Below are 15,958 nucleotides of genomic sequence, written 5' to 3'. Positions count from 1 at the left end.
ATGATGTCAAGGAGGCGATTATCTTGAGACTAATGGATCGAGTCTGTCTTGTTACTGGTGGTGGTAGTGGAATTGGGAAAGCTATCTGTAAAAAAGTTGCCAATGAGGGTGCGAAAGTCATCGTAGCTGACCTCCTATTAGAAAAAGCGGAAATGGTATCGGATGAAATTCGATCTGAGGGCGGGGAAGCTGTACCCATTCAGGTTGATGTCACGCAATTTTTAGACGTGAAGCAAATGGTACAGAAAGCGGAGAACGTTTTTGATCGAATCGATGTTCTTGTAAACAATGCTGGCTGGTCATCCGTAGAATCATTCTTGGAAAGTAATGAAAGTACATGGGATAAGGAGATCGATATAAACCTAAAGGGAGTTTTATATACATGCAAAACAGTTTTACCAATCATGATGAAACAAGGATATGGAAAAGTAATCAATATAAGTTCCGAAGCTGGAGTGGTGGGAGCTGCCAGTAAGGTGGTTTATTCAGCAGCAAAGGGGGGAGTCATTTCTTTTACGAAGGCTTTGGCAAGAGAAATGGCACGACATAATATTACCGTCAATTCCATAAGCCCAGGTGTTACCAAAACTCCTTTATTAAATGAATTAGAATCGGGTAAGCCGGGACTAATTGCGAAGCTGGAAAAGCTCGTTCCTTTGAGACGTCTTGCAGAGCCGGAAGATATTGCGAATACTGTCTGCTTATTTGCCTCTTATGAGGGAGATTATATTACCGGTCAAACATTGAGCGTCTCAGGCGGAATAACCATGAATTGAGTGTGACCTCGGGTTTCGATGTGCCCTGTCTACATGCGTGTCTAGGAAGCACCGTTTCATCATAAACTTCCTCCTTATTCCCAACTTGTTTACGGAATGGTACAGGCATCCAGGTATTGGATGGCCCGGGCATTCTACTGTCTTTTTTCGATGGATTTTCACAGAATAATATTACAAGTAAAGGGGGCGATTAATTTGCATCCCATTAGTAGAGAAGTTATCGGAACCACGATCGGCGAGCACACATTTGAATATACGTGGAGGGACATGGTCTTATATGCCCTTGGAGTGGGTGCGAAAGAGAATGAAATGGAGTATCTTTACGAAAAAAGCCTTAAGGCAATTCCTACTTTTGGTGCCGTCCCTTACTGGGGAACATTTGGAATCACTCCTTACCGTGCAATTCCTCGTAATGTGGTTATATCTCTGAACCTTAATTTGGAAGGCAGCCTTCATATGTCTCATGAACTAATCCTTCATAAACCGATACCTCCGATGGGCGCCACCTTTACTTTCGATGATGTGGTTGCTGATATTTTTGACCGAGGCGGTAAAGGTGCGGTGATTAGAAGCGAACTGACCGCTTATGATACGGATGGAGAAAAGGTATTTACAAATATTGGCGATACCTATTTTCGCGATTACTTTGCTCCTGATTCAGAGATCTACCCAAGAAGTGAGGTTGTATTTCCTAACAGGGCTCCCGACTTTATGGAAAGAGATCTGATCCCAAGTACGCAAAACCTGTTATACAGATTAAGCGGGGATACGAATCTTCTTCATGTTGATTCCGAAACAGCGGCTCAAGCAGGCTTTCCTAAACCCAATATGCAAGGGTTATGTACTTTGGGATACGCCTGCCGAATGTCGATAAACTTTCTTTTTCCAAAAGAACCGGAAAGAATGAAGCGCATTGGAGCGCAAATGAGAAACCCACTCTTTCCAGGAACAGAAATGGAGCTTCAACTTTGGAAAATTGCGGAATACAGAGCATATTTCAGGCTTGTTGACTTGTCTACCGGTAAGCCAGCTCTCGAAAAAGGTTTCATTGAATGGAGGTAAAGTAAAGTAGATCTTGCGCCGACTGCATAGGAAAGGGGACCTCTACGTAGGCCCCCTTTTCCTATGCCTCACACTCTAAATGTCTACTTCATTCGAAAATTTTATTCCATCCTTGAAAGAGGGTCTTTGGTGATTGCTGGTTTATCCTGAATGAGCCGAATAACGGTACTCTCCGCTTCCTTCTTTAAACACACGAATTCCCTCTAAAACCGTTAAATAGTCAAATTGCGCAACCGTTTCAGACATCGAAAGGTATAATTGGTGCTGATAATTATGGGGGAAAAGACGCTGACAGACTTCAAACGCTGTTAATGATTCTGTTTCCAACCATTTCATTATTCTGCTTGACCGTTCCTGTTGATGTAAAAAGCTATCCTGGATTCTTTGGTTGGTATCGTAAATTTCCTTTCCATGACCCGCGTATACGAGCCGGATGGGCAATTTGAGAAGTTCATAGAGTGATTGGTTATATTGAAAGATCGATTGGGGGCGTTCAGTTTCCCCAGGTAACGGAGGCTCCAGACAAGGATTAGGGGAAATATGGTGAAGCAAGTGATCCCCCCCAATGAAAACCCCGTCTTTCTCTCGGTATAAGGAGATATGGCTTTGTGCATGGCCTGGGGTTTCCAACACTACCCAATCACCTTGACCGAGTGGAGTGGCTCCGGTAACCAAATGGCCGGTAAGATCGCGATTACTGGAATAGGTATAATCCCTTTTTATTTCACGGACAAGTTGACTTGGATATTCAACAGGTGCTCCAAATTCTTTGCAAAGTTGTACAAAGAAAGGGTCCTGTTCGGCTAAAAAAGAATCAAACTGCGATAACCATCTATCGTTTAAGGGATGGCCGTAAACTTCGGTTGAAACGGGAAAAAATTCCAAAAGGCCAGCATGATCCGGATGATGGTGGGTTAAAATGATTTGCTCGATATCACTCGTTGTTACACCTAGATATTTCAACTGCTGACGCAACGAGTCCCATGCATCGATCGTATTCGGTCCAGTATCGACAAGAGTTAATCGATCCCCTTTCAGAAGATACACATTTACATCACCAACTGGAAAGGGTGTCGGTATTGATAGTTTGGCAACTCCGTTAATCCATTCTGTCATAGAAAAACCTCCTTATAAGTGAGAATTGGCAGTGAGGGATCATGTTTAGGACATTGGCGTACCGAATATACCTATCTCTTGCAATTGTTCGATTTCCTTATCGCTCATGCCTAATTCTTTAAGTACCTGCGTAGTATCGGCACCGAGTTCTCTTCCGATATATTTATACTCTGGTTGAAAACTGGTAAATTTCAAGGGATTTGCCAATTGTTTCTGTGAAGTCCCGTCTGGTTTGGGGACCTCAACAATTAATTCTCGTTCCTGGATATGGGGGTGCATACAAGCTTCACTGAACTTCAGTACAGGCTCTACACAGGCATCAAGATCGCTGAAAATACTCAACCACTCGTCAAATGTTTTTGAAAGGAAAGCTTCACGGACAGCCTCTTTAAAAGTGAACACATCTTCTGGATCTTCACTCATTCCAATAGAAAATAATTCGGGTCGACCAATCCCTTCGCAGAGCTGCTTTTTGAATTTTGGCTCAATACTGCCAACCGAAAAAAAGCGTCCATCTTTTGTTTCATAGTAATTGTAAAAAGTTCCGCCGTTTAGCAGCAGGCTTTCTCGTTCGGGTTCTACTCCGCCAGCTAAAAAACCGGCTCCGTTTGCTGCATTCAAAGCAAAGGTAGAATCCGACATACTAATATCAATGGCCTGCCCTTCGCCTAATTCATTTCGATGCAGGACTGCAGCTAAAATTCCAATGACACTATATAAGGATCCTCCCGCCAAATCGGCTACTTGCAAACCAGGAGATTTTGGCCCTACTTCTTTAGGACCTGTATAATTGGCCGCACCAGCAATGGAAAGGTAGTTAATATCGTGTCCCGCACGATCCCGGTATGGCCCTGTCTGCCCATACCCGGTAAGTGAACAGTAGATGATCTGAGGATTGACTTTCTTTAGCTCCTCATATCCCAAACCTAACCGATCCATAACTCCAGGTCTAAATTGTTCCAACACGATGTCATATTGTTGGATTAATCGTTTCACGATTTGTACCGCTTCCGGTTTTTTCAGATCCAGGGCTAACGAGCGTTTCGATCGGTTTACATATTGATGAAGGACAGAAGTGTCACCATCCAAAGGCGGGACCATTCTCGCCATATCGGGTCGGTTTGGAGCTTCAATTCGCAGCACGTCTGCACCTAAATCAGCAAGGATCAACGAAGCGTACGGTCCCGGTAACAATGTCGAAAAATCTAGTATTTTGAGATTTTTTAATAATGTCAATAGACTCACCCCATTTTCACATTAAACCAACCGGTTTGTATAATAATATTACTTTTGTTTTCAGGGGTAATCAATATAATTTCAAAAATTCAGATTTCTATATAAAATAATATTATAGAAAAAGTCAATGTAGCACGTCGATAATGAATGGTTATGTATTTTGATTTGCAGCAATATTCATAAAATTATGTTGGCTCGTCAGAGGGGGCTGCTGTATAATATTTCTATACGAACCGGTTGGTATACTACAGCGATATGACAATGTATAGTATCTGATCCATGCTAGGAGCGAGGTTTTGAATGAAGATGATAAGGAGGAGAATAGGAAATGTCTGAAAGAGGAGCTGTCTTCATTACGGGTGCCTCCGGGGGTTTGGGAAAAGCGATCATACGGAGATTGGTAGATAACGGGTATTACGTAGTGGGGTGTGACAGAAACAAGGAAGGGTTAGAAGAATGGGTACGAAAGGAAGACAATGAAAAGATTTCTCATCATTTTTCCTTTTATCAAGTGGATGTAACTGATCAAAATCAGGTTATACAATTGCAGAAAGAACTCGCCAATAAAGGAATTGACATCGCTTATTTAATTAATAATGCAGCGATTAAAGCCGCGAATAACGTATGGGATTTTGATCCGAAGCTTTGGGATTTAGTGATGCGCGTTAATTTATACAGTAATTTTTATGTAACCAAAGCGTTCAGTCAATCAATGGCAGAAAAAGGATTCGGTCGAATCATCAACATTTCCTCTAAATTTGCTTATACACCTGATAAAGGGGAATCTCCGTACGCGGCTTCCAAAGCAGGAGTCATTGGTTTTACACGATCGATCGCTCTTGATTTGGCATCACGGGGGGTAACTGCAAATTGCATTGCGCCAGGCTTTATTTTTCATGAGGGGCTAAAATCCTATTTTACGGAAGAGACGCTAAATGACTGGATAAAAAATACACCTGTGGGTAGGGCAGGAAGACCAGAGGAAATTGCTGCGACTGTCTCCTTTTTACTGTCAGAGGAAGCGGCTTTTATTACCGGACAAGTGATTCATGTGAATGGTGGGTGGTATATGGGAGGATAAAGCAGTAAAGGGTTGCCATTTAACCATGTAGTCATTGGAGTAGCGGCTACGTGGATGTTACGCCAGGTGACTGTATAAAAAACGCGAGCTTGACATATATCTTGGCAAGTTGAAGACGGAAATGATAAGCCCTTGACGATCAAGCTTGTTTTTTTATCTCCAGAATATTGACAATAAAAAATTATCCGAATAATATTAAAATACCAACCGGTCGGTATAATAAAATCGATCACCATTCGACTGATTTCTTCTCCAAGTCGCAAAGTGTCGAACATAAAATTATGTGTCTAAAAAGGAGGCAATAGAGATGACATCTATTCATCAAAACTCTGAAAAAGCTACAGACGAAAGGTCGGAATTTGATGCGATTGTCGTCGGAGCAGGCTTTTCAGGGTTGTATATGCTCTACCGTTTGCGTGAATTAGGACTCTCGATCCGTGTCTTTGATAACGCCGATGACGTGGGTGGTACATGGTTTTGGAACCGTTATCCTGGTGCTCGCTGTGACAGTGAGAGCTATAATTACTGCTTCTCTTTCTCCAAGGAACTTCTCCAGGAGTGGAGCTGGAGTGAACGTTACGCTACTCAGCCAGAGATCCTGAGTTATCTGAAACATGTTGCTGACCGGTTTGACCTACGGAAAGACATCCAGTTCAATACGCGTGTTACTTCAGCGGTCTTTCATGAAGAATCAGGAAAATGGGTGGTGGGCACTGATCGTGGCGACAGCATGTCAGCGAAGTTTTTCATCAATGCTGTAGGTTGCCTCTCCACTGCAAATGTACCGAAATTTGAGGGGCTCGAGAGCTTTGCGGGGAATTGGTACCATACCAGCAAGTGGCCACATGAACCAGTTGATTTTCAGGGCCAAAAGGTAGGGGTGATTGGTACAGGTGCCAGTGGCTTACAGTGTATCCCTGAGATTGCCAAGGACGCAGCGCGGCTCATCGTCTTTCAACGAACACCTCATTATGCGAGTCCAGCGCAGAACCGTCCGATTACTCCTGAAGAAGATCGGCAGATCAAAGCCAACTACGATAAATTGGTTGAGAAAATGCGCAATGCACATGCAGGTTTTCCGTACGAGACCAAGGCGAAGCATGCATTGGGTGTAACACCTGAAGAGAGAAATCAAATCTATGAGGAGCTTTGGAAAATAGGCGGCTATCATTTTCTCTATAGCTTCAGTGATCTGCTGTATAACAAAGAGGCGAATGATACTGCGTCCGAGTTCATTCGTTCCAAGATCCGTCAAATTGTACGCGATCCTGAAGTCGCCGAGCTGCTCTGCCCGAAAGAGTATCCCTACGGTACAAAGCGCCCCCTGCTGGATTGGGATTATTATGAGACATTTAACCGAGAGAACGTCAGCCTAGTCGATATCAAAAAATCGCCAATCGTAAAGATAACGCCAGAGGGTATACAAACCACACAAGATCTATACGAGCTGGACAGCATTGTATTTGCAACCGGGTTTGACGCGATAACCGGTACGCTCGTCAGGATGGATATCCGTGGCCGAGGCGGGATAACTCTCAAACAGAAATGGGAGAATGGTCCATCTACTTATCTCGGAATGACAGTCCATCAATTCCCAAATATGTTTGTTATCACTGGGCCAGGCAGCCCGTCCGTGCTCGCTAATTTGCCGATTACCATCGAACAGGGTGTTGACTGGATCACAGCATGTATCAAATTCATTTACGAGCATAAGATCGATCGTATTGAGCCAACACTTGAAGCGGAAAATGCATGGGTGGAAGAGGTTAACAAGGAGGCCAATGCGACACTGTATTCTCTCGCTTCATCATGGTATAGCGGTACGAACATTCCCGGAAAACCCAAAGTGTTTATGCCATACGTTGGGGGTTTAGGAAAATACCGTGCGATCTGTGATAATGTCGCGGAAGCGGGCTACAAAGGATACGATCTGGTAAGCAAATCTCACCAGGTTTAAAAATTGCAGCTGCCATTTTTGTAAATGTGGTGCTTATCGAGTCTGTGTGAAATTTATCCAGAGAAGGTGAGTAGTATGAATATTTTGGTTTTGACAAAACAGACGTTTGATACTGAGGAAAAAGTTTCCATCCAAAATGGCAGAATCAGTGAAGAAGGTGTAGAATTTGTCATCAATCCCTATGACGAATATGCCATCGAAGAAGCTGTGAGAGTAAAGGAAAAAAACGGTGGAGAGGTTACGGTCTTAACAGTTGGTCCTTCACGTTCTGAGAATGCACTTCGTACGGCGTTGGCGATGGGGGCGGATAAAGCTGTGCGGATTGAGCCGGGAGTCGGAGAATACGATGAATTCTCTGTCGCGAAATGGTTAGCGGCAGCGATACGTAATCGTCCGTTTGACCTGATCCTTGGAGGGAATATGGCGGTGGATTCGGGATCCGGTCAAGTAGCTGTCCGTGTTGCAGAAGAATTGGACATTGCCCATGTCACGAGCATAACGAAACTCGTACTCGTGGATAGAAAGGCAGCCGTCGAACGAGACGTAGAAGGGGATCTGGAAATGATTGAGGTCTCCTTGCCGGTGTTAGTTACAGCCCAACAAGGGTTGAATGAACCTCGTTATCCGTCCCTGCCCGGAATTATGAAAGCGAAGAAAATGCCATTGGAAATTATTTCAATCGCCGATCTTGGCTTATCTGAAGAAGAATCGCAGTCGCGAACGATGGTCGTCGATCAGTATTTGCCCGTAAAAAAACAGGCAGGACGCATATTGCAGGGTGACCTGAATCAGCAGGTTTATGAGCTTGCCCAATTACTACGTACAGAAGCCAAAGTGGTCTAAGGGGGAAAAGTAATGGGGAGAAAAGTACTCATTTTGACAGAAGTGAAAGATGGAAAGTTGCGCCAGGTATCATTGGAAGCTTTATCCGTTGCCCAGCAGATTGCTGATGGAGAAGAGATTATCGCAGCTTTATTTGGGGATGATTCTACAGAAATTCTTTCGGAGATTTCCCTGTACGGCGCACATAAGCTGTATACCAGTACGGAGGCAAGCCTGTCCGTATATACGACAGACGCTTACACCCAAGCGCTCGTTCAATTGATTCAAGAGGTAGGGGCCGAAGTAGTCTTAATGGGACATACAGGTGTCGGCAAAGATTTGGCTCCAAGAGCATCCGCCCGATTGGGAGCGGGTCTAGTTACCGATTGTACGGGAGTTGAATCCGTGGATGGGAATGTCATCTTTACCCGTCCGATCTACGCAGGGAAGGCCTTCCAAAAAAAGAGCTTCAAGAAAGGTATACTCTTTGCTACCCTACGTGCGAACAACTTCGCAGTGAAAGAGTCACCTGTACGAACCGAAATCGTATCCTTCCAACCTACGATTAAGGACCTGCGGACAATCGTGAAAGAAGTGGTGCGCAAAGCGGTTGGCGGAGTCGATTTAAGTGAAGCGAAAGTCGTCGTCTCTGGAGGTCGCGGGGTGAAAGGTGCGGAGGGGTTTCAAACGTTACAAGCGTTAGCTGATGTGTTAGGTGGAGCGGTAGGGGCATCTCGCGGTGCATGCGATGCAGAATATTGTGATTATTCCATGCAGATTGGACAAACGGGGAAAGTGGTCACGCCTGATTTGTACATTGCTTGCGGAATTTCAGGTGCGATTCAGCACGTAGCAGGGATGTCAAACTCCAAAGTAATCGTCGCTATAAACAAAGATCCTGAGGCACCTATTTTCCAGCTGGCGGACTATGGGATTGTCGGAGATTTGTTTGAGGTCGTACCTTTATTGACGGAAGAATGTAAAAAAGTTTTGAGCGAAGCTGCTGTTTCATCCTAAATGGCTCCACTACTTCGTGCACCGGAACTATGAGTTGGTGCGAATTGATTTATCAGGTAAGAAGAAAGGAGGAAAAAAATGTCCAATACAAAAGAACCTTCTGCCGCCGAGAAAATGATAGGAGATTTCGCTCCAAAGCTAGTACGATTTACCGATGATGTTCTGTTTGGAGATTTGTGGGAGCGCGAGCAGCTTTCGAACCGCGATCGCAGCTTAATTACCATTGCTTCTTTGGTAACTGGTGGCAATACGGAGCAACTGAAATTTCATTTGAATTTGGCGAAAGAAAACAGTCTCTCCGAAGAAGAACTGATTGAAGTCATCACTCATCTTGCTTTTTACGCCGGATGGCCAAAGGCGATGTCTGCCATTATGGTTGCAAAGGAAATGTTTTCCAAAGGGATTGAAGCATAAAAATAGGCAGCTTCCTAGTGGAAGAAGGATTCATGCCAGCCATGTTAACGGAACCATTCAAAGTGGGGTGAGAAGCGAATGAAAAGTTTACAATTACCGGTCGTAGAACTTTCTGAAGAAATCAGAAAAGTAAGAAGGGAAATACGGGAATTTATCTTTCAAGAGCTTGAGAAAGGAACCATTCAACCCAGATGTGACAGCTGGCTGAGTGGATATTCGGCTGAATTTTCCCGTATGTTGGGGGAACGCGGTTGGATCGGGATGACATGGCCGAAACGTTATGGTGGACATGAACGTTCATCCATTGAAAGATATGTCGTCATTGAAGAATTATTGGCAGCGGGAGCCCCGGTATCTGCCCATTGGATTGCGGATCGCCAAACCGGCCCATTGCTCTTGAAATTTGGAACGGAACATCAGAAGGAGTTCTTCCTTCCCCAAATCGCCAAAGGAGAATGTTTCTTTGCCATTGGACTAAGCGAACCCAATGCCGGTTCGGATCTGGCTGCCGTAAGTTCGAGGGCGGTTAAAGTAGAAGGCGGCTGGGTTCTCAATGGAAGCAAAACGTGGACCAGTGGTGCCCACCATGCTCACTATATGATTACCCTTTGCCGGACTTCGCCGATGAATCCGGAAAAACGGCATGAAGGAATGAGTCAGCTATTGGTGGACTTAGCGGCTCCTGGAGTTACGATTCGCCCGATCGAACTAATGACCGGGGAACATCATTTCAATGAGGTATTCTTCGATAACGTGTTTATTCCTGATGAGATGGTTGTTGGCCAGATCGGAAATGGATGGAAACAGGGTATGGCTGAGCTGGCTTACGAACGCAGCGGTCCTGAACGTTTTCTAAGTACATTTCCTTTGCTGGAAGAATTGCTAAGGGCCCTCAGGGAAAAGGGTGACAAACGCTTAATCGCCCAAGTCAGTCCCATGCTATCCCGTCTATGGACCTTGCGTCAAATGTCTATTGGTATTGCAAATATGTTGGAACAAGGAGTAACACCAGATTTAGTAGCCGCTTTGGTAAAAGATATGGGGACAAAATTTGAACAGCAGGTTGCTGAGGTAGCCCGTCTGTTGGTGGCGTGCTCTCCATCGATCACTTCGTCTTCTCAGTTTGATAAATTTATGGCAGAATCGATTCTACATTCCCCTGGATTTACACTACGCGGAGGTACTACTGAAATACTTCGTGGTATTGTGGCAAAGGGGGTAATCGGACAATGAATGACATCACACAAATGCTGATGCAATCTACAACGAAAATATTAAAGGATGTTTGTACGAAAGAATTGGTTAATGAATCAGAGCAAGGAATTTGGGCTGCTAAGTTGTGGTGTACACTTGCAGACTCAGGGATGATAACCGTTGGCGTTCCGGAGGAGTTGGGAGGCAATGGCTGCAGCTACCTGGATGCTTTCAGCATTCTCCGCCTAGCAGGGAAATATTCCGCTCCTGTGCCATTGGCAGAGACCTTCTTGGGTAACTGGCTGTTGGCGGATCTAGGCGAGCAGGTTTTCGATGAACCGATTACGGTCGCATATCCTGGCAGTGAAAATGGGGTTTATTTGCAGAAGCAAGAGGACGGCTGGGTGATCTCTGGGAAAGCGAATTTTGTTCCATGGGCACGATTTGCCAAACGGATGATCATGCTAGGAAGAACCGACTCGGAGGATGTTTTGGTCCTGATCTCCCCCGAGCAGGGAAGAATTGAGCACGGAAAAAATCTCGCTGGGGAAGCGAGAGATAACGTGATCTTTGAGGATCGGTTGGTTAAGGAGTGCCGGGTGATTCCCGTAGATGCGAAGACGGTCGTCAACAAGCTTTTATACAGCGGAGCGGTTGCTCGAATAGTCATGATGGCGGGTGCCCTTGAGCGGTTGCTGGAATTATGTGCGACGTATGTGACAGAACGAACCCAGTTTGGCAAACCGCTTCACCGTTTCCAGGCTGTTCAGCATCAACTCGCCTTGCTGGCAGGAGAATCAGCTGCTGCAAGCACAGCCGCCGATTACGCGGTTCAAGCTTTTCAAAACGGATTCTTATCACAGGAAATTGCGATGTCGAAGATCAAAATCAATGAAGCGGTAGGGGCAGCATCGCCTATGGCTCATCAAATTCATGGTGCGATTGGTTTCACTTATGAGCATACCCTTCATCAAACGACCCGTCGCCTATGGTCTTGGAGAGACGAATTTGGGACAGAGACCGAGTGGTCGGAAAAATTGGCAGAAGAATACATGGAAAACGGCCGCGATGGACTATGGCCTTTCCTTACTCGATCGTAAGCTAGCGGTTTTGATGAAAAGGAGTGGAAGAGATGAGTGATCTGCTTTTTTCAGTGGAGAACGGGATAGCCCGTATTACCTTGAATCGGCCGGACAAGCTCAATGCCTTTAGTACGGAAATGATTGATTTGTGGATTGATGCGCTGGAGACGGTTCGCGATTCAGACGATATTCGGGTTGTTTTGTTAAACGGGAATGGACGCGCCTTTTGCTCCGGCGGGGACGTCAAATCGATGATCAATGGAGAAGGGTTTCTCTATAACAATACAGATGCTGGTGACTTGGTTACGAACGCTTTGGCGCGCAAAAATAGCTTGTGGAAGAGAGTACAGCGAATCCCTCTCATCCTCCAAGAGATTGATAAGCCCGTAATCGCAGTCATTCATGGATTGGCCATTGGCGCAGGGTTGGACATGGCTCTTGCTTGCGATATCCGCATTGCTGCTCAGAGCACCAAAATGGCGGAGAGCTATGTAAAGGCAGGTATTGTTCCCGGGGATGGAGGCGCTTTTCTGTTACCCCGACTGATCGGCTTGGATAAGGCTCTGGAAATGCTTTGGACAGGAGATTTCGTGTCAGCGGAAGAGGCTAAAAAATTGGGCTTGGTCACTCATGTGGTTCCCGATAAGGAACTAGATGATTTTGTTGAGAGTTATATCCAAAAATTGGTGGAAGGGCCGCAGGAAGTCATGCGCTTTATCAAAAGAGCCGTTTATCAAGGATTACGGATGGACCTTCGGAGTTCTCTCGATTATATCTCATCTGCTATGGGGATTGTAACCGAGTTGGATGATTACCATGAAGGAATAAAGGCTATTTCCGAAAAGCGAACACCAATTTTTAAATAAGTTAGATTTTGGAAGGGAACACTCCTAGGATTAAGAGCGGGGGAAAATTCGATTTCATTGTAGTAAGCTCTGTCTTTGGGACCGACTCGATCCCAACCAGTTGGAATTCATCAACGGCTAGGCGAAAAAGCAATGGGGAGAAAGGTAAATTGCTAGCTAATGCAACTGTTTAGAGAGGACGCTGCTAAATCGATTCAACAACGAGATAGGCAGTTGAAATAACGACGGCAGTCGCGAACGAGCGTCTGTCGTTTTCTATGGGATGTTGCAATAGATGGACCAAACCGTTCAATAATCGCATATGGTATCCATGGAAAAAGCCGTTTTCCTATTAAACTGGAAAACGGCTTTTTCCTTCACTTGCTGTTAAGGGCATTTCTTCTTATACGTGCTTTCCAAAGAACTCTGTTAGCTTGGTCACCGCACATCCTCCACTCGAGCGATAGGATCTTCAAGCAAACGGGCTCCCCACCACTTTCTCCCTGATGAGACGCATCAAATGCTAAAGCGACAAATCCTTGGTTGGCAAGGCTTTGGGCATACAAGCCAGCAATTTGTTCCATTACACCTCCGCCGGGATGGGCCGTAACGATTGCTGCATACTGATTATTTTCATTAAATCCTTATGGCAAGTAGAGATCTCCCGCCATTGTAATAGAGCTATTTTGAAATGTGATGGATTTTTTCATCTTACTTCTCCTTATCGTTTTATTGTTTTTTTCACACATCATAATCGTTCCCTTGATGATTTCCTTCTTTTGATGAAATACGATAGCAAGAAAGATAACTAACGTTGATTCATTAATCAACTTATGTTTATTATTATAAGCAGATACAGAAAACCTTCTATGGTTAGAATTACGCCGTTTGTACAACACTGAACAAATTCGTATTAGTTGTTTATTATCTTCCTAAGAAAGGGGCCAACTTTATGACAAAAGTGGATAGAAGAATACAAAAAACACAAGAGGCTCTAAGGAATGCGGTGATTGAGCTAATGTCTGATAAAAACTTTGACGAAATTACCATTCAAGATATCTCGGATAAAGCAAATGTAAGCCGAGGAACGATCTATCTTCATTATATGGATAAATATGACCTCTTGGACAAACTGATCGAGTCTCATATCAATCAGCTTCGGGAAGTGTGTGAGGTTACAGCAGACTTGGAATATATAGAGGCAACTCAGATCTGGACCGCATACTTTGAAGAACATTATTCCTTCTTTTCGTTGATGTTAACCAGTAAGGGAGCTCCTTATTTTCACAAACGATTTTTGAATTACTTGATTGAAGAGGTTACCAAAGAGGTAGATGTTTCACAAGGAAAGAACGAGGGTTTTCGTAAAGACGTACTCGTTCATTTTATCGCAGCTGCACAAGTCGGCTTAGTAGAATGGTGGTTTGCGAATGGAAGACCCATTCATCATAAAGTCTTGGCTGAGCAACTGGGGAGACTCTTGGAGAGAAATCTGTAAGGAGGACTATATGTAATAACGTGAATAGGAGCATGCAAGGTTCCTTTAGAAGCTGTTGTCGTCCATGACAGCTTCTTTTTTGTTGTTCCGAAAAGACAGGATCAAGAACGTCAGTTACGCATTCTAAAGGAGGCAACCATTCTACATTACAGATGTAAACTTACATTCGATTTGATGAACAATACAATATCCATCCTGAACGCTTTCCGGCTGCGAGGTGCCGATCCTGAAGCGCGGGTGATCCTGCTTTCGCATACAGGTGACGATTTTTGCGCGGGAGGGGATCTCCAAGAAGACAAAGACAAGCCGCTTGGGATTTACCGGGATACGGTTGGTAAATTGTGGGCGATAGTCGTGATGCCTGTACTGTTCCGCTCGGTCGGACGAAAAGGGGGGGTCTGTCAAGATTTTTGTGTAAACTCAATCAACCGATATATGAAAAGGTTTCCTCCCCCTAATTGAGACGTCTTTTACGAAGCCAATAGAGTCAAGGGCGTAAGGCGAAGCGAACCCTGGACGCATTGGTGGAGAGAAAGAAAATCCCTATGGGGATGAAGCCTTTCATTGGTTAGCGGATGTACGGTTGTACACGATCCTCAAAGAAAACAGATAGCTGTAAGAGAATCTGGCTCCAGTTCTGGACTCGTCCCGTCCACTTTCGCAGAACATCTATGGTTACGAGATACAGCATCTTCATAAGAGCATCGTCTGTAGGAAACATGGTTTTTCCCTTTGTCACCTTTCGAAGCTGTCGATGATAACTCTCGATGACGTTGGTTGTATAGATCAGCTTTCGAATCTCTGGGGGATATTTAAAGAAGGTGGCAATTTCGTCCCAGTTATTCCGCCAGGAACGAACCATTAAGGGATATTTACTGCCCCAGGTTTGCTCAAACTGCTCGAGCTCTTCTAACGCGGCTTGCTCCGTTGGAGCTTTATAAATGGGTTTCAGCTCGGACGTAATCTTTGTTAGATCCTTATAGGAAACGTACTTTATGGAATTTCGAATTTGATGGATGACACATTTCTGAATCTCCGTCTTCGGATAACATGCTGAAATGGCTTCTGTAAAACCACGAAGGTTATCGACGCTTGTGATGAGAATATCCTGGACCCCACGATTTTTCAGTTCATTGAGTACATGCAGCCAGAATTTCGCCGATTCGTTCTCCCCAATCCATATCCCAAGCACATCTTTATGACCGTCAAGGTCAATACCAATTACCATATAGGCGGCTTTATTGACGATAGCTCCGTCCTGTTTTACCTTAAAGTGAATGGCGTCAAGGAAAACAACAGCATAAACCGCTTGCAAGGGGCGGTTTTGCCACTCTTTGATCATCGGCACAATCTTATTCGTTACATTCGATATGAGCGTTGGTGAGACGTCGATGCCATAGAACTGCTGCAGATGGTCGTGGATATCGCGTGTGGATACGCCTTTGGCATAGAGGGCAAGAATCTGATCTTCGATCCCTGTCACATTGGATTGATGTTTCTTTACAATGTTCGGCTCAAAATCACCGTCTAGATCTCGAGGGACTTGGATGTCAACATCCCCGTATTCGGAACGGACAGTTTTCTTGCTGTATCCATTTCGGCTGTTGGTTGTCCGCTTGTTTTTCATGTCATGCTTAGCGTATCCAAGAGAGGACTCGATTTCAGCTTCCAGCATTCCTGGATCGTGTCTGCGAATAGATCCTTTAACGCTGACTGAACATCGTCCACTGACTTCATGTTTTTCTCCTTGATCCACTGCTTGATCTGCTCTTTTGACATCATAAAAATCTCCCAACCTTTCTAATACTAATTGTAGTTTAGAGGTTGAGAGTTTACACAAGTTATTTTACAGACTCGA

General features: G+C 44.6%; 13 protein-coding genes and 1 pseudogene. 11 read left to right on the top strand and 3 right to left on the bottom strand.

Translation table 11 applies throughout. The features are described 5' to 3' along the window. The first annotated feature begins 32 nt into the window (after positions 1-32). Complete coding sequence (locus tag RGB73_RS16240) at positions 33-776, top strand: SDR family NAD(P)-dependent oxidoreductase (protein WP_310774351.1); 744 nt, start codon at positions 33-35, stop codon at positions 774-776. A gap of 195 nt (positions 777-971) precedes the next feature. Continuing rightward, positions 972-1,838, top strand: coding sequence for a MaoC/PaaZ C-terminal domain-containing protein (locus RGB73_RS16235; protein WP_310763565.1), 867 nt, complete (start codon positions 972-974; stop codon positions 1,836-1,838). Between the two features lie 141 nt (positions 1,839-1,979). Here the strand turns inward: RGB73_RS16235 and RGB73_RS16230 are convergent, their stop codons facing one another. Both RGB73_RS16230 and RGB73_RS16225 read right to left on the bottom strand, forming a co-directional pair. Beyond that, positions 1,980-2,954, bottom strand: coding sequence for an MBL fold metallo-hydrolase (locus RGB73_RS16230; protein ID WP_310763563.1), 975 nt, complete (start codon positions 2,952-2,954; stop codon positions 1,980-1,982). Between the two features lie 45 nt (positions 2,955-2,999). Then, the gene (locus RGB73_RS16225; RefSeq protein ID WP_396136109.1) at positions 3,000-4,190 is read right to left on the bottom strand and encodes a CaiB/BaiF CoA transferase family protein; all 1,191 of its coding nucleotides are present in this window, start codon (positions 4,188-4,190) and stop codon (positions 3,000-3,002) included. Positions 4,191-4,518: 328 nt separating this feature from the next. On the opposite strand from RGB73_RS16225, the gene RGB73_RS16220 reads away from it, so the two are divergent. The 9 genes from RGB73_RS16220 (at position 4,519) to RGB73_RS16180 (ending at position 14,100) form a co-directional block, all read left to right on the top strand. Beyond that, the gene (locus RGB73_RS16220; RefSeq protein WP_310763560.1) at positions 4,519-5,271 is read left to right on the top strand and encodes an SDR family NAD(P)-dependent oxidoreductase; all 753 of its coding nucleotides are present in this window, start codon (positions 4,519-4,521) and stop codon (positions 5,269-5,271) included. A 307-nt stretch (positions 5,272-5,578) separates the two neighbouring features. Beyond that, on the top strand, positions 5,579-7,228 hold the full coding sequence (locus RGB73_RS16215) for a flavin-containing monooxygenase (RefSeq protein WP_310763559.1): 1,650 nt from the start codon (positions 5,579-5,581) through the stop codon (positions 7,226-7,228). 75 nt (positions 7,229-7,303) lie between these two features. Further along, positions 7,304-8,071, top strand: a complete 768-nt coding sequence (locus RGB73_RS16210) for an electron transfer flavoprotein subunit beta/FixA family protein (RefSeq protein WP_310763558.1) — start codon at positions 7,304-7,306, stop codon at positions 8,069-8,071. Positions 8,072-8,083: 12 nt separating this feature from the next. Then, entirely contained in the window at positions 8,084-9,067 is a 984-nt protein-coding gene (locus RGB73_RS16205) for an electron transfer flavoprotein subunit alpha/FixB family protein (RefSeq protein WP_310763557.1), read from the top strand. A gap of 78 nt (positions 9,068-9,145) precedes the next feature. After that, complete coding sequence (locus RGB73_RS16200) at positions 9,146-9,481, top strand: carboxymuconolactone decarboxylase family protein (protein WP_310763556.1); 336 nt, start codon at positions 9,146-9,148, stop codon at positions 9,479-9,481. Positions 9,482-9,559: 78 nt separating this feature from the next. Continuing rightward, the gene (locus RGB73_RS16195) at positions 9,560-10,714 is read left to right on the top strand and encodes an acyl-CoA dehydrogenase family protein (RefSeq protein WP_310763555.1); all 1,155 of its coding nucleotides are present in this window, start codon (positions 9,560-9,562) and stop codon (positions 10,712-10,714) included. After that, positions 10,711-11,775 carry an acyl-CoA dehydrogenase family protein gene (locus RGB73_RS16190; RefSeq protein ID WP_310763554.1) on the top strand — a complete coding sequence of 355 codons (1,065 nt, stop codon included), beginning with the start codon at positions 10,711-10,713 and terminating at the stop codon, positions 11,773-11,775. Before RGB73_RS16195 ends, RGB73_RS16190 begins: the two co-directional genes overlap by 4 nt. A gap of 32 nt (positions 11,776-11,807) precedes the next feature. After that, on the top strand, positions 11,808-12,623 hold the full coding sequence (locus RGB73_RS16185) for an enoyl-CoA hydratase/isomerase family protein (RefSeq protein WP_310763553.1): 816 nt from the start codon (positions 11,808-11,810) through the stop codon (positions 12,621-12,623). Positions 12,624-13,554: 931 nt separating this feature from the next. Then, positions 13,555-14,100: a TetR/AcrR family transcriptional regulator gene (locus tag RGB73_RS16180; protein ID WP_310763552.1), complete on the top strand. Its 546-nt coding sequence runs from the start codon at positions 13,555-13,557 to the stop codon at positions 14,098-14,100. Positions 14,101-14,668: 568 nt separating this feature from the next. On the opposite strand, the pseudogene RGB73_RS16175 reads toward RGB73_RS16180, so the two are convergent. Beyond that, positions 14,669-15,882, bottom strand: a pseudogene (locus tag RGB73_RS16175) (IS256 family transposase). Positions 15,883-15,958: the final 76 nt, after the last annotated feature.

This window comes from Brevibacillus brevis (genome assembly GCF_031583145.1).
Classification (GTDB): Bacteria; Bacillota; Bacilli; order Brevibacillales; family Brevibacillaceae; genus Brevibacillus; species Brevibacillus brevis_E.
Note: the sequence above shows the minus strand (reverse complement) of the source record. Positions and strands in the feature narration are given on the sequence as shown.